Here is a 19742-nt window from a genome sequence, read left to right on the forward strand (position 1 = left end):
CACACAGATTACTTACATCATAAATTCGCTAGAAACTACTCTGGCACAACTTTTTGGGTTAGTGTCAATATATTCAATTAATGGTTTGAAGGGATTGGGTCGCTTATTTGGTATTTTGCCTTCATAAGCCATCACATCGTTACCTACTATGATTAACAACTGTTTGGCACGAGATAAAGCTACGTTCAACCGTCTGTCATCAGATGTAAATCCTAGAACTTTTTCTTTATTGCTTCTCACTAAGTCATATATAATGATGTCACATTCTCCACCTTGGAAAGCATCAACTGTATGTATTTCTATGTTCAAATTTTTCCAAATATTTTTGTCTTTTGAAGCAATTGCAGCTTCAAGAGTGCTTATTTGTGAAGCATAGGCTGCTATAACACCAACTTCCTTAAGCAAGTTACTTGATTCACAATTTTGCTGTATCTTATCTAAGATAGCCTTAATAATATCTGCTTCATATCTATTGCTACGGCTAGTACCAATCGCTTTTTCTTTAGACTTTTCAATAGGAACATCACTGGTTGATATCCAATAGATATTTTTCTCAAACTGATTCAACAGGTGTTGCTTATCATTAACGTCAACACGCTCACTCGAAACTTTTTCTTCCTGATAAAATAAGTTGCTAACCAAGGTTCCAATATCAGGGTGCATTCTGTATTGATAATTGAGCGTTATTTTATTAGCCTTTGGTAGTTTCTCATAAAGGTACTCAAACAAACTAGTTTCTAGTACTCTCTTCTCAATATCTTGCTCGCGTAATACTCGCTCTTGTAGTTCTCTATCAATAATTGGTGGTAACTGCTTGTGATCGCCAACTAATATTATTTTCTTACCTCTTGTCATAGGGACAAATGTTTCCGGTGCAGTAGACCGACCTGCCTCGTCAACAATAACCCAATCAAATTTCAGGTTTTTGAGGTTAGCAATACCCAAACAGGTAGCGCCAACTACATTAACTCCATCTAGAAAAATAGGAACTAAGTCTATTTGCTTTCGCTTGAGCCTATTATTCCACTCATCCTTTAAATTTCTTAATTTTAAAAACTTTTCATAGTTTTGATTATTGTCTCCCAAAACGGTTTGCAATCTTCTATACTCTTCATCTATCCACTGTGAAAGTAGTTTTTGTTCAGGATATTCTATGCCAAATTTTTTAACATAATCCTTAACAGTGTTTAGTATTTTTTCTTCCAGCAATAGTTTTTCGTATATTATCTCACAGGCATTATCAGCAGCTTGCTGAGAAGATGTACTTACTGAGGATATAACTAAATCTGAATTCAAGCGATTTACCGCTCTAGTAATCAGTTCTGCCATATGCCTTAATTGCTGGCTCATTGACTTAACTGACTCGATTTCCGATATCTTTTTTACTCCTAACAGTATTTCATTATGCTGATTTTCATATTCTTGCCAATGAGTTAATGATTTAGTCCTAATAAATTCCTGCCAGTTAATAATTGCTTTTTCTATTTCAAACTGTCTGGCACGATCTTCAATTTTTTCTTCTTTACCAATTCTTAAAATTTTGATATCTTTCTCATTTATTTTAATATTAGAGAGTTTAGTTAATACATTGTCTACAGCAATATTCGATTGAGAAGAAATCAAAATTTTATCATCGCGGTATCTACTCAATATTTGTAGCACTATTTCAGTTATTACAGATGTCTTACCTGTCCCTGGTGGACCTTGAATTAGAAATATATCTTCGGTAGCCAAGGCTTTACAAACAGTATTTTTTTGAGAACTATCAAGTTTTTTATTAAAAAACTCCCGGTCATTAATTATCAGAGGTTCTACAGGCTGTAAGTTAGCTGGTTCGGATATAACTTTGCATAAAGCAGCATTTTCTGAATCGCCATATCTGATTTCTCTAAGTGCTTTACGTCGCCTGTCAATTTCTGATTCTTGTACTTTGAAATCAGTTTCAATTTTTCCTGACTCTAGAAGCGATTCAAATATGTCAGGATTGCAAAAATCTCCAATACTAATGTACAAACTTTCAAGAAGTTCACCGTTCTTTGACCGTTCTCCGTCAATTATGTCTCCGACAGACCACTGGCTCTCTCGATATGGTGGTGTTTGTTTTTTGACAGAAATAGTTACTGGTAATGGAGGAGAGGTAATATTTTCAAACTCTTCTAAGGATATTGGATTTTTCAATGTGATAATTAGTAGTTGCTTTTCACGGTTATACTCAGCCTTGGTGTAAGCAAAACTCTGCTTTCTTTTATTAATTATTTCTTTTTCAGTTTCAATAACACTTTGCCATCTGCTAAATGTAGCATCTACACCCTTATTAGCTTCTATTTCATTGTTTACTTGTTGCTCTTTCTGCAAAATCTGGTTTATCAAGTCACTTAGGTCATCTCCGCGCCTTGGATAGCCACCCACCTCTACAACTGGGTCAATTTTGACTACAACTCCATTTTCAAAAAGTCTTTCTAAATGTTGGGTATTAACAAAACTGTTTTCCTTGTATAAGACAATTTCATTAGGTTTTTCCAGCTTAATGAAACCCCAATAAGTGTAACTTTGCGTTTCTACACCAATTTCAACTGTAAGCTTACTAGGTTCTTTTTGTATAGGACTTTTAATAATGTGTATCACATCAGAGTTACTTCTTAGCTTGGACTCTACATCTCTTTTTATTCTTAAAGATTGCCCATCATATTTATTTAAAACTGATATTTCATTCTTTAACGTAGGAGTCAAACTAAACACTACATTTAATTTTTCAGATAAATCTTCTTTTAGATCGCCAAGGGCTTTTCTAATTTCATCAATTTTTGGTCTATTTTCCCGAAGCTCATCTGTTGCTCTTTTCAGTACTTCTATTAAGGAATTGCTTAGTTCACTGACTACCTTCAAGTCAGCTAAAGCAGAATTATAAAGAATTTCTTTATTACACTCTTCTCTAAATTCATTTCTTACTTCGTTATTTGATAATAAGTATAGAAAGGTCATTCCTAAAGAATATATATCGGAATCTCTAGAAACACCCTTGAGTTGAATTTGTTCAGGTGCAGCAAATAAAGGTGTATGATAACTTCTTATAGTATTAGTCAAAAGTGTGGTTGTAATAATGGCAATACCAAAATCTAAAACCTTTGCTGATGGTTGTTCGCTGCTTTCTACAACCATGATGTTGTCAGGTTTGATATCTCTGTGAATTACCTCTTTTGAGTGAGCATGACTGACTGCATCTAATATTTGCATAAACAAATCAATCTTTGTTTTTAAGTCAACTCCTTTGTCAAAGTAGCCTTTTATGTTTTGCCCATCTAAATATTCCAGAACTAAGTAAACTAAATTATGGCGTTGTTCATAGCCATTTTCAATAAACCTTACTATACTGGAATGATTTAAACGCTTCAAAGTTTGAGTTTCTCTTTCCAAAAGTTTAAGAGAGTTTGCATCATCTGTAGAAATAGTCTTGATTGCATAGCGTTCATTTGTGTTCAACCTTTTCGCTAAATATACAATTCCACTACCTCCCTCACCAAGTTTAGTTATAATATCGTATTTACTGCCAATTACTTCGTTAATGATTCCGGTCATATAATGCCTTTAAATGATTAAATCGTGATAGTTAAATCTTATTAAAGATTAAAAATTGAAAATTTACCTTTACAATTTTTTATCAATAAACTAGAAAAAATTACTTATTTATATACTTAATTAATCAAACATATCATAATATAAACTTAAGCATCCTCAGAATTTTTACTGAAAATTAGCTACTTGATTTTCAAGAGCAGACAGGACTAAACTAGGTGTAGTAGAGCTAAACAATGTTGCTTCATCCCTATCAACTTGCCCAAAAGCTTTCACTTCCTCATCTTCATGAAGATATGATAAGCTGTTAGCAAGGGCTTGAGGATAATCGGAAATCTTAGACTAGGAAATGTGGGAAAAGCTGGAATCATAACTTAATGCACGTCATCAGTCGTAAAAAGCTACGAGATTTTTGCAAACAACACGCTGATTGCTGTGAGGTACTTGATGACAAATGGAAAAATGACGATTACTTTTAACTCAGAAATTTACAGCCAATTACTGTCTGAATATCAACCTCGGATTATCAAAACTGAAGAGGAAAACGAGAAATTCTTAGAAATTGTTGAAGAACTACTCTCTCGTTCTAATCTTACTTCAGAAGAAGATGCTGTGTTGGAATTACTGGTAAGACTGATTGAAGATTTTGAAGATAAGCACTATCAGCTTAATACCTCAACACCAGGCTCAAGACTACTTCATTTGATGGAGGCTCGGAGTTTAGAACCAGGTGATTTATTACAAGTTCTTGGTTCTAGTGAGGTTGTAGCAAAAGTTATTAATAATGAGTTAGAACTTACTCAAGAACAAGCTGAGGTTTTGGGGGAGTTTTTTCACGTAGCCCCAAGCTTGTTTCTTTCAAAGTAGCGCGATCGCCTTCCCTAGACACCTAGTACAAAATTACGTAGAGGAAACTAAGGTGAGGAAATTTGCGGCAGTGACTATATATATACCTTGATAACTTCCTAATGGTAGTAAATGGCGTTTATCACCCGTAACAATGTGAGTAGCGCTCTCGGCTACTGCACATTCCAAAATCATGTTATCATCGGGGTCAGTACTGACAACATTAAGAGTGTTGCTAATTGTCACAATCTGTGAATAGTTGAGAACCAGATTAGCAGTTGTCAGAGCATCTTGTGGTGAATATTCAAACTTGAGGAGCAGTTTTTCTTGAAATTCATCAAGAATTTCCTGGCAAGTCACAGATTGAACTCTACCCTCGCTTGCAAGTTTTAAACACTGAAATGGTTTACCGTTTGGCGAGAGCAGGGCAGATATTAAAACATTAGTGTCAAAAACTACTACATAGCGCATTGCCTATCTTCATGTACGATGTCATCAATAAAATCATCGCGCTCCTCTTCAGACATAGTATCCCAATTTTTACCACGTTGTGCAGCAACATAACGCACCTTCTCTTGTCCATATCGGGATAATTCCTCCCACGTTTGCCACTGTTGTTTCTGTAAAAATTGAAATAGTTCGGCTTGCTTATTGGGCGATAGTTGTTTGACTAATTCAATTACCTGTTCTTCAGTCAGTGTTAGAGTTAGCATAGTTATTACCTCCATTTTTATTATGATTTGTAGGTGGATATTGCTGCAACACCTGCTTGAGATACTGCCCGGTATACGACTGAGAATTCTCCGCCACGTATTCAGGCGTACCCACAGCAATTACTTCTCCACCTTTATCGCCTCCTTCTGGTCCTAAATCTATCACCCAATCAGCACAATGGATTACATCTAATCTCTCGTTTTACCTTACTCCAGAAGAAGATGCTTTGTTGGAATTACTGGTAAGAGTGCCATACGAATTTTGAAGATAAGCTAATGAGCATTTAATTTGCATAACGAAAGGGCTGAAGCCCTTACTACAAAAGAGTTACTCTTGAAAAATGAATGACGATTAGCTTAAGCATTATCAACTTAATACCTCAACACCTGGCTCAAGTCTGCTTCATTTAATGGAGACAAGGTAACATCTGGAAGATTAAGAAGTATATCATCCCATTTACTGTAAGTTTGTAAAACCTCTACAACCACTGGAAGTGGTTCAGAGAAAATATTCGGGAATTCTGCTTCTCCCGGAAATCGAATTTTAAAGGCTAATTGTTCTTTCGGGGGAACAAATTGAGCATCAACATCTTGACGATTTCCCCTAGCATCAACACGATACCAACCTATTTCAGGTAAGTATATTGCATTGAAACCATGCAAGCTATAAGGTTCACCATTGTTGTTAATGCTCAATCTCTGATAGCAAAACCCTGCTGGAATCCCATTCGCTCTTAGTAATGCTGCTAGCAAATGACTCTTTGCATAGCAATAACCTGTTTTGTATTTGAGTACGTCTGAAGCTCTACAGGTTACAGGATTCATTTGGTAGTCGCAGCTATGATAAATTTCATCCCGTACCCACTCAAAACAAGCTCGTGCGATCGCATCAATTGTTTGATGTCTTGATGCAATCTTATTCGCAAGTTCCACAACTATAGGATTTTGCCAATCAACAACTTCACTCACCTGTAGATATTCTTCCATATTGCTCGTTTCCTCATCGCTCAAACCTTAATTCAGAAATTTATAGCAAATTACTGGTAAGATTGAGGACTTTGAAGATAAATAAAAATCGCACCTCCAAGATCCCCGACTTCTTTAAGAAGTCGGGGATCTGATTCCTCAATTTGCAGCAGACACTGGTGGATACTGCTGCAATACCTGCTTGAGATACTGCCCGGTATACGACTGAGAATTCTTCGCCACGTCTTCTGGTGTACCCACAGCAATTACTTCTCCACCTTTATCGCCACCTTCTGGTCCTAAATCTATCACCCAATCAGCACAACGTAGCACATCTAAGTTGTGTTCAATCACTAAAATTGAATTACCTTTATCCACCAAACGTTGCAATACATCTAACAACTTATGAACATCATAAAAAGATAAACCTGTCGTAGGTTCATCAATTAAATAAAGCGTCTTACCAGTAGCACGGCGTGATAATTCCGTTGCCAATTTCACTCGCTGCGCTTCACCACCAGATAACGTCGTCGCTGGTTGTCCTAATTTAACATATCCCAAACCAACATCAAGCAAAGTTTGTAATTTATTCACCGCTTTAGGAATATTTTTAAAAAACTCCAAACTTTCCTCAACTGTCATATTGAGAACATCAGAAATAGACTTGTCTTTGTACTTCACTTGCAAAGTTTCCCGGTTATATCTCGCACCTTTGCAAACTTCACACTGCACATAAACATCCGGCAAAAAATTCATTTCAATGACATTCACACCCTGTCCGCTGCAAGCCTCACAACGTCCACCTTTGACATTAAAAGAAAACTGCCCTGGCTTATAACCCCTAGCTTTAGCTTCTACTGTTTGCGAAAATACATCACGAATCACATCAAAAACACCAGTGTAAGTCACAGGATTAGAACGCGGTGTTCTACCAATAGGCGATTGATCGATCACAATTGCTTTATCAATAGCACTCAATCCCTGAATTCCATCTATTTCTTTAGGAAAAGGAACCTTCTTAGTAAGATGATGTTGCAGTGCAGGGTAAAGTAACTCATTAATTAGCGTAGATTTACCAGAACCAGAAACACCAGTTACAGCAACAAGCTTACCCAAAGGTATTTCCACATTGATATTCTTTAAATTATTGCGGTAGGCATTCTTAATTATGAGACTAATGCCATTTCCCTCTCTGCGCGTAGCAGGAGTATAAATCATCCGCCTTCCAGACAAATAAGCACCCGTGAGAGAATCTTCCGCCGCCAACAAAGCTTCTAAATCACCCTCAGCGACAATATTACCCCCATTAACACCAGCCCCAGGACCAATATCAACAACGTGATCGGCAGCACGAATAGTTTCTTCATCATGCTCCACCACAATCAAAGTATTACCCAAATCGCGCAACTTAATCAAAGTTTGCAGCAACCGCCCATTATCCCGTTGATGCAAACCAATACTCGGTTCATCCAACACATACAAAACCCCAGTTAACCCAGAACCAATCTGAGTAGCCAAACGAATCCGTTGCGCCTCACCACCCGAAAGCGTCATCGCCGGACGATCCAACGTCAAATAATCCAACCCCACATCCAGCAAAAACTGCAACCTCGCCCTAATCTCCCGCAACACCAAATCAGCAATTTGCAACTGGCGATCGCTCAACCTCAACCCATCAATCCTCCGCCGACACTCCCCAATCGAAACCCCAGTCAACTCCAAAATCCCAAACTGTCCCAACCGTACCGCCAAAGCCTCCGGCTTCAACCGCTTCCCCCCACACACCTCACACGGCTGATCCACCAAATACTGCTCCAACTTTTGCTTAACTAACTCCGAACCCCCCTCATACTGCCGCTGCAAAATCGGAATCACCCCACCAAACTCCTCCTTAGAAGCCCTCCGCGTCTGGGCGGTTCCTTCTCCAAACAAAACCACCCCTCGCTGCTCATCACTCAAATCACACCACAGCGACTGCAACTCAAACCCATACACCTGCCCCACCTTATACAATAACTCCAGATAATAAGAATTCTCCTTCTCCGACCAAGGAGCGATCGCCGAATACACAGGCGCTTGAGGATCTGGAACCACCAACTCCGGTGAAAACCTCTTCAAACTACCAAGACCATGACAATGAGGACAAGCACCATAAGGAGAATTAAACGAAAACAAACGCGGCGATAACTCCTCCATCACCGCCCCATGTTCTGGGCAAGCAAAATTCTCCGAAAACACCAACTCCGATGGTAATTCTTTCTCTTCTGTATCCTTTATAATCTCAATAACCGCAATTCCACTAGATTGACGCAGACAAGTAGAAAGAGAATCAACCAAACGCTCCTGAATACCAGGCTTTTTCACCAAACGGTCAATTACCACTTCTATCGTGTGTGTAACATTTTTATCTAACTCAATCGCATCAGACAACTCTCGTACCTCACCATCCACCCGCACGCGGACAAAACCTTGAGATGCAAGACTAGATAAAAGTTTGGTGTGAGTACCTTTCTTACCCCGAACTACTGGGGCGAGAATTTGAAAGCGGGTGCGATCTGGTAGTGCTAAAATCTGATCGCACATCTGATCTATAGTTTGGGGAGCGATACAGCGATCGCAGTGAGGACAATGAGGTTCACCTGCCCTGCCATACAACAAACGTAGGTAGTCATAAATTTCCGTCACCGTTCCCACAGTAGAACGGGGGTTATGAGAAGTAGACTTTTGATCGATGGAAATTGCCGGACTTAAACCCTCAATGGCTTCAACATCAGGTTTATCTAACTGTCCGAGAAATTGCCGCGCATAGGCACTTAGTGATTCTACGTAGCGACGTTGCCCTTCGGCGAAAATTGTATCAAATGCCAAGGAAGATTTGCCAGAACCAGAAACACCAGTGAAGACAATTAGGCGATCGCGTGGCAATTCCAAGTCAACATTTTTCAGATTGTGCTGTCTAGCACCCCGAATACGAATTGTATTTTGGCTGTTGACGTGAGTGGGAGGAAGATGTCCATTTAAGGATGCAGCTAATTGGGTGTTTGACATAACGGCTGGCTGGAAGATGGCGGACGCGAAACAGTTCTTAATATTATCATTGTTGCCCTTATCATAGTAGAACAAAAGTACTGCATTTGACCGCTTTCTCAGTTTGTTTGGATCGGGTATGAAAAGTCACCAGTTATCAGCTATCGTCCTAGCAGGGGGTAAGAGTTCTCGCATGGGGCAGGATAAAGCCTTGATTCCTATCAATGGCGTGCCTATGTTGCAGTTGGTTTGTCAAGTTGCCCAAAGTTGTGCTGATACAGTTTATGTTGTTACTCCTTGGCAAGAACGGTATCAACACTTGCTCATGCCTAAGTGCCAGTTTATCCGAGAAGTGTCTTCACCCCCCAACCCCCCTTTACAAGGGGGGCAGGGGGGTGGTCCTTTAGTTGGGTTTGCTCAAGGATTGGTGCATGTGCAAACTGAATGGGTGCTGCTGTTAGCTTGCGATTTGCCTAAGTTGCAAGCTGGTGTGCTGCAAAGATGGGCGGATTTTCTTGATGAGGTGGGGGATGAGGCGATCGCTGCTCTTGCTCACCATAATAAAGGATGGGAGCCTTTGTGTGGTTTTTATCGTCGTCGCTGCTTATCATGTTTGAATGATTTTGTCAATCAGGGGGGGCGGTCTTTTCAAGAGTGGTTGAAGCTGCATCCTGTGCAGGTTTTGCCTTTGGTGGAGTCGGAGATGTTTTTTAATTGTAATACTCCGGAGGATTTGGATATGAATGTTGATTAAAGAAAATAATTGTAATTGTTGTAGGTTTTCAGTTTACAATGTGGGTTTATATTGGCAGTTATGGGTGACTGTGGGTTTATAGCCTTTGTTGGCAGGTATGAAACATACTCTTTCGGTACTTGTAGAAGATGAGGCGGGGGTTCTCTCCCGTATTGCTGGGTTGTTTGCCCGTCGCGGTTTTAATATTGAAAGTCTTGCTGTTGGTCCTGCTGAGCAATCGGGTGTTTCTCGGATTACGATGGTTGTACCGGGTGATGATCGGGTGATTGAGCAATTGACTAAGCAGTTGTATAAGTTGATTAATGTTCTTAAGGTGTTGGATGTGACGGAGACTCCTTGTGTGGAGCGAGAGTTGATGTTGCTGAAGGTACATGCTAATAGTACTACTCGTTCGGAAATTGTTGAATTGGCTCAGATTTTCCGGGCGCGAGTGGTTGATGTGGCGGAAGATTCTCTGACTTTGGAGGTGGTGGGAGATCCGGGGAAGATGGTGGCGATCGTGCAAGTGCTGCAAAAGTTTGGTTTGAAGGAAATAGCTCGCACAGGCAAGATTTCTTTGACTCGCGAGTCGGGTGTGAATACTGAGTTGCTCAAGTTGTTGGAGGCTAAGGTTTAGTTGGGTATTCGAGCAGTTGAAATCATAATGGCAAACTGTTCGAGTACCTCACCACTAGGTAAAATTTACTACTAACCATCTCTACTTCATAAAATCTTTACAGAGTTTAGTAGTATTACTAGTGACTTGAGGTTTTAAATACTTGCTCTGTAAGCTTTTGAGTTAACTTATACGTAAATTCAATAAGCTTTACAGATTCTTCTTCAAAGACAGTGTGAAAATACAGATATTTAATATAATATCAATTATTGATGTAGATTGTGTAAAAGGTTAAAACTTTAGGTTATTACTGACTGAATAAGTAAAAAATTTGTGCTGTAAGCACTAGATTTTAAAGATACTTGAGTTAAATTTAAGGTAAACTGCATAATTTTTACATATTTATCTAAAATACTTGGTTAAAAGATAAAGTTTGATGTAATATTAAGAAGATTAAAAGTTGTCTTAAAGTTTTAAACAAGGGTGTAGGGTAATAGACAACTTAGCTATCTCTGTAGCATAAATGCTGATAGCGCTTTAAATATTACCAAAGATTTACCGACTCTGTTACTTTTAGCAGAGTGAAATTTAACATAATAGAATTCAAGATTTTTGTAAATCAGGTTGCGAAAATCGATGTAACTTATGTGTGGATTGCTCCCTAGACTAGACTGGTGTTTCAGGGCTGAAGTTTTATTTATGTTTGCAGTGAGCAAAGAGGGTTATTCATGGCTTCTCACTGGGTTTTGCCAACATTGGCTAATACTTTATTGAGCAAATTGCTGAAACTGAGAAACCATCATTTATTTATTTGCGATCTTGTTGGTTTTTCAGTCATACCTTTGCTATCTCTGGTTTTGCACTTAGATGGCAATCTGGCGATCAAAAGCTACTTACCGCAGATCAGTCAGGCAACAATCCTGTTTTTATCGGTAAAGGTTGGTGTATTTTGGAGATTTGGTTTTTATAGACGTTATTGGCGGTATGCGAGCATTGAAGAACTGATATTTATCGCTAGGCTGATGGCAGCAGCAGTGTTTATTCAAACCCTATTGTTTTATGTTGCTCAAAAGCTACCATACTTTACTCTTGATAAACTGCCACAATTGCTACCATTTATCGACGGGTTGCTTTCGAGTATTTTGGTTGTGGCGCTGCGTTTCAGTGTTCGGGTGGTGGAAATCAGCAATCTTCGCGCCGAATTAAATGCACGAGAGCGCGTACTGATAGTGGGTGCTGGGAGCGCCGGGGTTTCGCTTGTACAAGAAATGCGCAGAAATCCCCAACAGGGTTTTCATCCGGTGGCTTTCATTGACGATGATCCACAAAAGTTAAACGCACGTATTTGCGGAATTCTGGTAGTAGGCGATCGCAAAGAAATTCCTGAGATAGTGAAATCTCTAGACATTCATAAAGTAATCATTGCCATGCCTTCAGTTGCCGGACAAGTGATTCGGGAAATCGTAGATATTTGTAAAGTAACAGGAATTCAAACTAGCACATTACCAGGGATACATGAAATTCTCAATGGTCGTGTGCGGGTAGACAGCATTCGCGATGTGCGCATTGAGGATTTGCTCAGACGTGAACCTGTACAGACGGATATTGCTCGGGTTTCCCAATTCCTCCAAGGCAAGAAAGTGCTAATTACAGGCGCAGGTGGGTCAATTGGTAGCGAACTTTGCCGTCAAATTTTTAAGTGCCGCCCCTCTTCCATGATGCTAGTGGGACACGGAGAAAATTCTGTGTTCAATATCCAACAAGAACTAGAACAACTGATCCAAGTACTTCAAAACGATGGCACACAAAGATACACTCCCAGTCTGTTTACGTTCATCGGCGATATTCGCTCGGAGGAGAGACTAAAACAAGCTTTTGAACGATTTCAACCTGACGTAATTTTCCATGCAGCAGCTCATAAGCATGTCCCCCTGATGGAATTAAATCCTTCAGAAGCAATTACAAACAATGTGCAGGGAACAAAAAATTTGCTGCAACTGGCGCTGCAATACGATGTGAAAAATTTTGTGATGATTTCGACAGATAAGGCGGTCAATCCCACAAATATCATGGGAGCCAGTAAGAGAGTTGCGGAAATGTTAGTGCTGCAAGCTGCAAAACAAAGTGGCTTGCCTTATGTTGCTGTGCGCTTTGGTAACGTTTTAGGCAGTCGCGGTAGTGTGGTTCCTACTTTCCAAAAACAAATTGCCGCAGGTGGTCCAGTAACAGTTACCCATCCGGATATCTGTCGCTATTTCATGACTATCCCAGAGGCTGTTCAACTGGTTTTGCAAGCTGCTGTACTTGGTCGCGGTGGTGAGGTTTTAATGCTAAATATGGGTAAATCGGTCAAGATTGTTGATTTGGCAAAGGAATTAATTCGCCTTTCGGGATATGAAGTAGACAAAGACATTGACATTGTGTTTACGGGGTTGCGACCTGGGGAAAAGTTATTTGAGGAACTGTTCATTCCTGGTGAGGAGTATGAACCAACTCAACACGAAAAACTGTTTGTTGTCAAAAATGCCAGTCGCATTATTCCGGAAAATTTAGGTGTTACTGTGGAGGCAGTGTGTAAAGCTGCAGCTAAAAATGATGCGAATTATATCCGGTTTTTGTTAAAACAATTGGTAACGGGATACAAACCTAAAAACTTAGAAAATCTTGTGCTAGCTGATGGTTCAACAAATAGTCCTGTCGTGACGACGCCAACGCCCAATGTGAATATTCTTTCCACAAAACTATGAGGGGCATAAATAGGTCGTAAAAAATTCGTACATTGACACAAATAAACGTGGTTTAAAGACAACGCAAAGTAGACGTGATGATAAAAATAAAATACCTCAAGTTATCCTTAGTCATTATCATGAGCGCGGTACTTGCATGTCAAAGTAGCAATCCCACAAATACGAATAGCATTACCACAATGTATGAACGCAGTAATGAAAATTTTCCCAATCCCGAAAGAGGCTTTTTTGTTCGGTTTGAGCCGATTGGTAATCAGCCTTTTTCTCCCTTAGAACTCTCTAAAATACAAAAAGTTAGAAGTCAGAACATGACTTTAATTCGCCGGATTTACTTACTGGCAGAATTTAGAAACAAACCGCTTTCTTCGTCTTTTCTGAAAATGGTTTCAAACGACTGTGAAATAGCCCGAAAAGCCGGAGTAAAAATGATTATCCGGTTCTCATACAATTGGCAGGGAGGTGGTCAAGATGCTCCAGTAGCTAGGATACTTTCTCATCTTGAGCAGTTAAAGCCTATATTTCGAGCTAATTATGATGTGATTAGCTTCTTGGAAGCTGGTTTTATTGGTTTCTGGGGAGAGTGGAATAAATCCTCAAACGGCTTACACAAAAACCCTGAGGCTAGAAAAGCAGTCTTGTTTAAAGCACTTTCGGTGTTACCATCTGAACGAATGGTTGCGCTCAGATATTCACATTATAAAAGGGATGCATTTAATAATGAAAATCCTCTTAGCCCGAAACAAGCTTTCAAGGGTACTTATCGTGCCAGAACAGGTGCTCATAACGATTGTTTCTTAGCTGGTGTTGATGATTGGGGTACGTATAATAGTGTGGACTTGAATGAAATAGATAGGCAAAAGACATTTTTAAATCTTGACAACCGATATGTAGTACAAAGCGGTGAACTTTGTAATAGGAGTGAGTACGATGATTGTCCAAATGCTTTAAAAGAATTAGCACGAATGCGTTGGAGTGCATTAAATTTTAACTCTTCTGATGGGGTAGAAATTATCAAAGATTGGGAAAAGCAAGGCTGTTTGACAGAAATCAAAAGTCGTTTAGGCTACCGCTTCCGCCTTTTAAAGTCAGTAACCTCGTCTAGGGTGAAACCAGGAGGCAAATTTCTGTTGAACTTTGAAGTTATCAATGATGGCTGGGCTAGCCCCTACAACCCACGCAAATTAGAAGTGATTCTGCGTAATCGTAAAAATTCGAGAGAGTACTTTTTGCCAGTAAAGGATGACCCAAGAATGTGGATGCCCGGTACTACAAACGTCGTAAATATTACAGGTGGAATTCCGGCGAACATGCCAAAAGGAGAATATGAGGTGTTATTAAATCTACCCGACCCAACCCCCAAATTATATAATTATCCGGAATATTCAATCAGACTTGCGAATAAAAATATTTGGGAAGCATCTACAGGCTATAACTTTTTATTAAGAAAGGTATTTGTTAATACCAACAAAGGAGAAGACTATTCAGGCAAACAATTCTTTAAGTCTCGTTAAGTACTTACCCAAAATGATTACTAGCTGATGAGGTTACTATGCGACTGACTTTGGTAATCCCCTCTATGACCTCTGGTGGTGCAGAGCGGTCAATGTCAATTATGGCAAATTATTGGGCAGCCAAGGGACGAAAAATTACGCTTTTGACTTTAGATGATGGTTCAGAATCTCCCTTTTACAATCTCGAACCTAGCATTAAACATATACCTTTAGGAATAGCTGCGAATTCTGCCAATATTCTGATTGCTATCCAGAATAACTGGCAAAGAATTCAGGTATTACGGTCTGCTATTATCAAAAGTCAGCCGGATACAGTAATTAGCTCCCTTCCTAGTACTAATGTTCTAACTTTATTGGCAACCAGAGGATTAAATATTCCAGTAGTAGTAAATGAACAAAATTATCCCTTGCTCGACAATACTGGTATCTGGAGAAAGATTTGCCAATTAATCTATCCTCAAGCTAACAGAGTTGTGTTCATAACTGAGAGAGCTTTGAATTGTTTTCCACCTAAAATAAAATCAATTTCAACTGTTATTCCTAATCCAGCAGTAATAGTAAGTAATGAGAATTCATCAGTTAAACTATTAGATAAGCCTTCTCTAATTTCCATTGGGCGTCTTACCTCGCAGAAGGGCTTCGATATATTACTAAAAGCTTTTGCCAAACTAGAAAAAGCTCATCCTCAATGGACTTTGACAATTTTAGGCGAAGGAGAATTGCGTCCTGATTTAGAAGCCTTACGTAATCAATTAGGATTACTTGAGCGAGTTAATTTTATTGGACGAGTAAAAAATCCTTATGATTTTCTTAAACAGGCAGATATCTTTGTTATGTCTTCTCGTTATGAGGGTTTTCCTCTGGCACTTTGTGAAGCAATGGCTTGTGGATTACCTGTGATTTCTACCGACTGTCCTAGCGGACCTGCAGAAATTATTTGTGAAGGTATGAATGGAATCTTAGTACCTAATGAAGACGTGTCAGCTTTAGCTGTAGCTATGGATCGTCTCATATCTGATCCAGCAGAGCGAGCTAATCTAGCTGCTCGTGCTCCAGAAGTAATTGAGCGCTTTAGTTTAGAAAAAATAATGGGTATGTGGGAAAAATTAATTAAAGAAGTAAACACTAACTGTATCAGCTAGTGGAACTAGATATATCTTTGTATAAAGCATTATGGATTAAAAGCGCTGATGTGAAAAAATTGATCCAAGCGCAAGCTGTAGGGAGCAAATATTAATGAAAAATCGGCAAACTCAAAGATTTTTTGATTACTGGAAGAAGCTAACAAGCGGCTCTACCAATCGCCAAATTTTGGGCGCGGCTATTACAGTTGGAATAGCAACCGCATTAGTAAAAGTGGCGGCTGTATTCAAAGAATTGGTAGTCGCTTGGAAGTTTGGTACTGCGGATGCTCTAGATGCGTTTTTAATTGCGTTGCTGGTTCCTGCTTTTATTACTAACGTCGTAGGTGGCTCTTTTAATGCTGCTCTTATCCCTACCTACATTAAAGTGCGAGAGCAGGAAGGTACAAAGGCAGCGCAAAAACTTTTTTCTGGAGTCATAGTCTTGAGTTTGGCACTGCTGTTAATCACAACATTATTCATCGTGATGACAGCATCGCTGTATCTGCCCAGGATTGCTACAGGGTTCAGTGCGGAAAAATTAGGTCTAACTTTTCAGCTACTCTGGGCGATCGCACCAACTGTTGTGCTGTCAGGAATCATCACTTTATGGAGTGCTGTTTTGAATGCCGGAGAGCGTTTCGCTTTAGCTGCTGTTTCTCCAATTATCACTCCAGCTATTAGTATCTTATTTCTCTTACTGGCTAATTCTTGGGGTGTGTTTGCCTTGGTAGCTGGTTTAGTTTGCGGTGCAGTGCTGGAAATGATTGTTGTCGGAGCAGCACTACACCGACAAGGTATTTCATTGCTGCCAAAATGGTATGGATTTGATGCTCACCAGCGTGAAGTAGCTAACCAGTATCTCCCCATGATTGCTGGAGCTTGTTTAATGTGCAGTGCAGGTTTAGTGGATCAATCAATGGCGGCGATGTTGTCACCCGGAAGTGTGGCGGCACTAAACTACGGTAATAGGGTGACGGCATTGCCAATTAATCTAACTACCACAGCTTTAAGTACTGCTGTCATGCCCTATTTTGCCAAAATGGTCGGTCATCAAGATTGGCAAAGTATACGTCATACACTTAAGCGCTACATGGGACTCGTATTTGCAATTACTGTACCACTGACGGTATTATTGGTTGTATTCTCTGAACCTATAATTCAGATACTCTTCCAAAGAGGTTCCTTTACAGCTAACGATACTCAACTAGTAGCTCAAATTCAATCTTGTTTGGCTTTACAAATACCTTTTTATGTAGCAAATATATTAGTAGTTAGATTAATTTCTTCTCTGCAATTTAATCAAATATTAATGTGGGTATCTGGATATAATTTGCTAATAAATGTAGTTTTAAACTATCTATTGATCCAGTGGATAGGAATTAAGGGAATTGCTTTATCTACAAGTTGTGTATATGTCTTTTGTTTTTTCTACTTATTAAGTTTTATTATTAGAAAAATCCCCAAATATAATAATGTTGATTAAAATCAGGTGAAATTAAATGAATTCAAAAACTTGTTTCTCGGCTATTTCTAATCGGTTTGATATCTCTTTAACGATGAATTGTGGGAAAGAATGATGCATTTAACATTAGTAACCCCATCTCTAGCATGTGGTGGTGCCGAGCGATCTGTGGTTTTGCTAGCTGAAGGCTTTGTGAAAAAAGGTTATCAGGTATCTCTAGTAACAATTTCTGGACAAGAAAAGGATTTTTTTAGAGTACCAAGTGGAGTTAACAGATTAGCTCTGAACATAGATAGGATTTCACCAACACTGATTCATTCCTTGTGGAATAACTTGTATCGCCTTTCAATATTAAGACGAACTATTTGCTCAATTCAACCAGATATAATTATCTCTACTTTAGATAGAACTAATATATTAACATTGCTAGCTCTCTTTAAGACCAAATATTCCATAATAGTGAATGAGCAAAATAATCCAATTGCAACTGAAAACTTATGGAAGAAGTTGCGACGTTTAACCTATCCCCTAGCTACTAAAGTGGTTAGCTCAAGTCAAGGAGTTGATAACTATTTTCATTGGTTGCCAAAAACAAAAAGAACAGTAATCTACAACCCATTAGCAGCAGTTGAAGATAACCGAAGCACAATCAACTTACCTAAAGGTGCCGATCCAAACAAAAAGTGGATTATTTCTATAGGACGCTTAACCTATCAAAAAGGTTTTGATATTTTATTAACTGCATTCCAAAGAATTGCTGACAAATATCCAGACTGGCAACTTTTAATCTTAGGAGAAGGGGAACTACGCTTAGAGCTTGAAAATCTTAGAGATAATTTAGGCTTAACTTATCAGGTTTTTCTACCAGGGTTGATCGACAATCCCTTCCCATTTTTAAAACAATCCAAGTTATTTGTCTTGTCTTCTCGTTTTGAAGGTTTTGGAAATGTCTTAATCGAAGCAATGGCATGTGAGCTACCAGTAATCTCTACAGATTGTCCTAGTGGACCACGAGAGATTATTCGTAATAATGTAAATGGAATTTTAGTACCGAATGAAGATATGTCGGCATTAGCCGCAACAATGGATCGTCTTATGTCTGATGGGGAAGAGCGGCAACGTCTAGCTACTCGTGCACCAGAAGGAGCGAAACTTTTCAGTTTAGAAAAGATAGTGGAAATGTGGGAAGCATTATTCAGTGAAGTAACACAAGAGAAATGAATCTGGTTTACTTAAGGGGTAAACACATTTATTACCCTCTCTTTTAAAGTTTAAATACCTTGATTTTTACTTAAAAATTTATGAAACGAATTGCTTTTTTTCTTCCTACTTTAAATGGCGGTGGTGCAGAGAGGGTAACAGTTAATCTTCTCAAAGGAATGTTAGAACGCAATCTATCTTTAGATTTAGTTATAGCTACTGCTAAGGGACCGTTTTTGAAGCAAATACCTAAGCAAGTGCATGTAGTTGATTTGACAGCAGGACGGGTGATCAAGGCTATCCTACCTTTATCACGTTACTTACAACAACACAAACCCTGTGCGCTAGTGTCACATACAAGTGATGCAAACGTGGTGACAGTATTAGCCAAAAAGCTTGCTCGCACAAAAACAAAATTGATGTTGGTAGAACACAATACCTTATCAGTTGATAAGTCAAAGTTATTCCGAGCTAAATTTGTACCACCGTTGATGAAATGGTTTTATCCTAGCGCAGATGATATCGTGGGAGTTTCTCAAGGCGTAGCTCAAGACTTGGAGTTGCAACTTGGTTTTCCAAAAGGAAAGGTTAGTGTAATCTACAATCCAGTTGTTGATCGTGAGTTGATTACTAAAGCAAAAACTCCCCTGAATCATCCTTGGTTTCAAACAGGCACTCCCCCTGTGTTTTTGGCTGTAGGGCGGTTAACGGAACAAAAAGATTTCCCAACTTTAATTAAAGCTTTTGCACTATTAAGAAAACAAAGATTAGCTCGGCTACTAATTTTAGGTGAAGGGGAATGTCGGGCTGAACTTGAGAGGATGATCGATCTTCTGGAAATCGCTAATGATGTCTCCCTACCTGGGTTTGTCGAAAATCCTTATGGATACATGCACAACGCTAGTGCATTCATACTTTCTTCTCTCTGGGAAGGATTGCCAACGGTGTTAATTGAAGCAATGGCTTGCGGTTGCCCTGTAGTTGCTACAGATTGTCCTAGTGGACCAAACGAAATTTTAGCAGGAGGAAAATATGGGCGTTTAGTGCCTGTTGGCAATTCTGAAGCGTTGGCGGCTGCAATGTTTGAAGTGCTTGAGTCTCCTGTAAGTCGCGATGTATTATTGCAACGGGCAATGCATTTTTCTGTTGAGTCTGCAGTTTCTGAATATTTAGCACTATTGGGCTATCCTTAAATTTTCCTGAGCGCACAAACTAATTTAATAA

General features: G+C 39.2%; 14 protein-coding genes and 1 pseudogene. 9 read left to right on the forward strand and 6 right to left on the reverse strand.

Annotation, left to right across the window (positions count from 1 at the left end; translation table 11 throughout):
* Positions 1-12: 12 nt before the first annotated feature.
* A complete protein-coding gene (locus tag ICL16_RS14365) occupies positions 13-3576 on the reverse strand; it encodes a serine/threonine-protein kinase (RefSeq protein WP_190828728.1) in 3564 nt (1187 codons plus the stop codon).
* Positions 3577-4020: 444 nt separating this feature from the next.
* Between ICL16_RS14365 and ICL16_RS14370 the strand changes: the two genes are divergently transcribed.
* On the forward strand, positions 4021-4440 hold the full coding sequence (locus tag ICL16_RS14370) for a helix-turn-helix domain-containing protein (RefSeq protein ID WP_238360778.1): 420 nt from the start codon (positions 4021-4023) through the stop codon (positions 4438-4440).
* A gap of 33 nt (positions 4441-4473) precedes the next feature.
* On the opposite strand, the gene ICL16_RS14375 is transcribed toward ICL16_RS14370, so the two are convergent.
* From ICL16_RS14375 to uvrA, 5 genes and pseudogenes are all read right to left on the reverse strand, one after another.
* On the reverse strand, positions 4474-4890 hold the full coding sequence (locus ICL16_RS14375) for a putative toxin-antitoxin system toxin component, PIN family (protein ID WP_190828730.1): 417 nt from the start codon (positions 4888-4890) through the stop codon (positions 4474-4476).
* Positions 4878-5132 (reverse strand): hypothetical protein, encoded by a 255-nt coding sequence (locus tag ICL16_RS14380; RefSeq protein WP_190828732.1) that lies wholly within the window; start codon positions 5130-5132, stop codon positions 4878-4880. Before ICL16_RS14380 ends, ICL16_RS14375 begins: the two co-directional genes overlap by 13 nt.
* A pseudogene (locus ICL16_RS14385) lies at positions 5110-5325 on the reverse strand (hypothetical protein); the annotation flags it as partial. The pseudogene ICL16_RS14385 and the gene ICL16_RS14380, both read right to left, overlap by 23 nt.
* Positions 5326-5504: 179 nt before the next feature.
* Positions 5505-6119 (reverse strand): transglutaminase-like domain-containing protein, encoded by a 615-nt coding sequence (locus ICL16_RS14390; protein WP_190828736.1) that lies wholly within the window; start codon positions 6117-6119, stop codon positions 5505-5507.
* A 138-nt stretch (positions 6120-6257) separates the two neighbouring features.
* Positions 6258-9146: an excinuclease ABC subunit UvrA gene (gene uvrA / locus ICL16_RS14395; RefSeq protein WP_190828738.1), complete on the reverse strand. Its 2889-nt coding sequence runs from the start codon at positions 9144-9146 to the stop codon at positions 6258-6260.
* 118 nt (positions 9147-9264) lie between these two features.
* On the opposite strand from uvrA, the gene ICL16_RS14400 reads away from it, so the two are divergent.
* From ICL16_RS14400 to ICL16_RS14435, 8 genes are all read left to right on the forward strand, one after another.
* The gene (locus ICL16_RS14400; protein ID WP_190828740.1) at positions 9265-9879 is read left to right on the forward strand and encodes a molybdenum cofactor guanylyltransferase; all 615 of its coding nucleotides are present in this window, start codon (positions 9265-9267) and stop codon (positions 9877-9879) included.
* Between the two features lie 97 nt (positions 9880-9976).
* Complete coding sequence (gene ilvN / locus ICL16_RS14405) at positions 9977-10495, forward strand: acetolactate synthase small subunit (RefSeq protein WP_190828746.1); 519 nt, start codon at positions 9977-9979, stop codon at positions 10493-10495.
* Between the two features lie 707 nt (positions 10496-11202).
* On the forward strand, positions 11203-13221 hold the full coding sequence (locus ICL16_RS14410) for a polysaccharide biosynthesis protein (RefSeq protein WP_190828748.1): 2019 nt from the start codon (positions 11203-11205) through the stop codon (positions 13219-13221).
* Between the two features lie 179 nt (positions 13222-13400).
* The gene (locus ICL16_RS14415) at positions 13401-14732 is read left to right on the forward strand and encodes a DUF4832 domain-containing protein (protein WP_202895559.1); all 1332 of its coding nucleotides are present in this window, start codon (positions 13401-13403) and stop codon (positions 14730-14732) included.
* Between the two features lie 38 nt (positions 14733-14770).
* Positions 14771-15874 carry a glycosyltransferase family 4 protein gene (locus ICL16_RS14420; protein WP_190828752.1) on the forward strand — a complete coding sequence of 368 codons (1104 nt, stop codon included), beginning with the start codon at positions 14771-14773 and terminating at the stop codon, positions 15872-15874.
* A 94-nt stretch (positions 15875-15968) separates the two neighbouring features.
* Entirely contained in the window at positions 15969-17339 is a 1371-nt protein-coding gene (gene murJ / locus ICL16_RS14425) for a murein biosynthesis integral membrane protein MurJ (RefSeq protein ID WP_190828754.1), read from the forward strand.
* Positions 17340-17432: 93 nt separating this feature from the next.
* Positions 17433-18539 carry a glycosyltransferase family 4 protein gene (locus tag ICL16_RS14430; protein WP_190828912.1) on the forward strand — a complete coding sequence of 369 codons (1107 nt, stop codon included), beginning with the start codon at positions 17433-17435 and terminating at the stop codon, positions 18537-18539.
* An 80-nt stretch (positions 18540-18619) separates the two neighbouring features.
* Complete coding sequence (locus tag ICL16_RS14435) at positions 18620-19711, forward strand: glycosyltransferase (protein ID WP_190828756.1); 1092 nt, start codon at positions 18620-18622, stop codon at positions 19709-19711.
* Positions 19712-19742 lie beyond the last annotated feature (31 nt).

Source organism: Iningainema tapete BLCC-T55 (assembly GCF_014698965.1).
GTDB lineage: Bacteria > Cyanobacteriota > Cyanobacteriia > Cyanobacteriales > Nostocaceae > Iningainema > Iningainema tapete.

Excerpts from the sequence above, each read along its gene's own strand:
- ICL16_RS14365 (WP_190828728.1), bottom strand. The coding sequence starts at position 3,576 with ATGACCGGAATCATTAACGAAGTAATTGGCAGTAAATACGATATTATA.
- ICL16_RS14370 (WP_238360778.1), top strand. The coding sequence starts at position 4,021 with ATGACAAATGGAAAAATGACGATTACTTTTAACTCAGAAATTTACAGC.
- ICL16_RS14375 (WP_190828730.1), bottom strand. The coding sequence starts at position 4,890 with ATGCGCTATGTAGTAGTTTTTGACACTAATGTTTTAATATCTGCCCTG.
- ICL16_RS14380 (WP_190828732.1), bottom strand. The coding sequence starts at position 5,132 with ATGCTAACTCTAACACTGACTGAAGAACAGGTAATTGAATTAGTCAAA.
- ICL16_RS14390 (WP_190828736.1), bottom strand. The coding sequence starts at position 6,119 with ATGGAAGAATATCTACAGGTGAGTGAAGTTGTTGATTGGCAAAATCCT.
- uvrA (WP_190828738.1), bottom strand. The coding sequence starts at position 9,146 with ATGTCAAACACCCAATTAGCTGCATCCTTAAATGGACATCTTCCTCCC.
- ICL16_RS14400 (WP_190828740.1), top strand. The coding sequence starts at position 9,265 with ATGAAAAGTCACCAGTTATCAGCTATCGTCCTAGCAGGGGGTAAGAGT.
- ilvN (WP_190828746.1), top strand. The coding sequence starts at position 9,977 with ATGAAACATACTCTTTCGGTACTTGTAGAAGATGAGGCGGGGGTTCTC.
- ICL16_RS14410 (WP_190828748.1), top strand. The coding sequence starts at position 11,203 with ATGGCTTCTCACTGGGTTTTGCCAACATTGGCTAATACTTTATTGAGC.
- ICL16_RS14415 (WP_202895559.1), top strand. The coding sequence starts at position 13,401 with ATGTATGAACGCAGTAATGAAAATTTTCCCAATCCCGAAAGAGGCTTT.
- ICL16_RS14420 (WP_190828752.1), top strand. The coding sequence starts at position 14,771 with ATGCGACTGACTTTGGTAATCCCCTCTATGACCTCTGGTGGTGCAGAG.
- murJ (WP_190828754.1), top strand. The coding sequence starts at position 15,969 with ATGAAAAATCGGCAAACTCAAAGATTTTTTGATTACTGGAAGAAGCTA.
- ICL16_RS14430 (WP_190828912.1), top strand. The coding sequence starts at position 17,433 with ATGCATTTAACATTAGTAACCCCATCTCTAGCATGTGGTGGTGCCGAG.
- ICL16_RS14435 (WP_190828756.1), top strand. The coding sequence starts at position 18,620 with ATGAAACGAATTGCTTTTTTTCTTCCTACTTTAAATGGCGGTGGTGCA.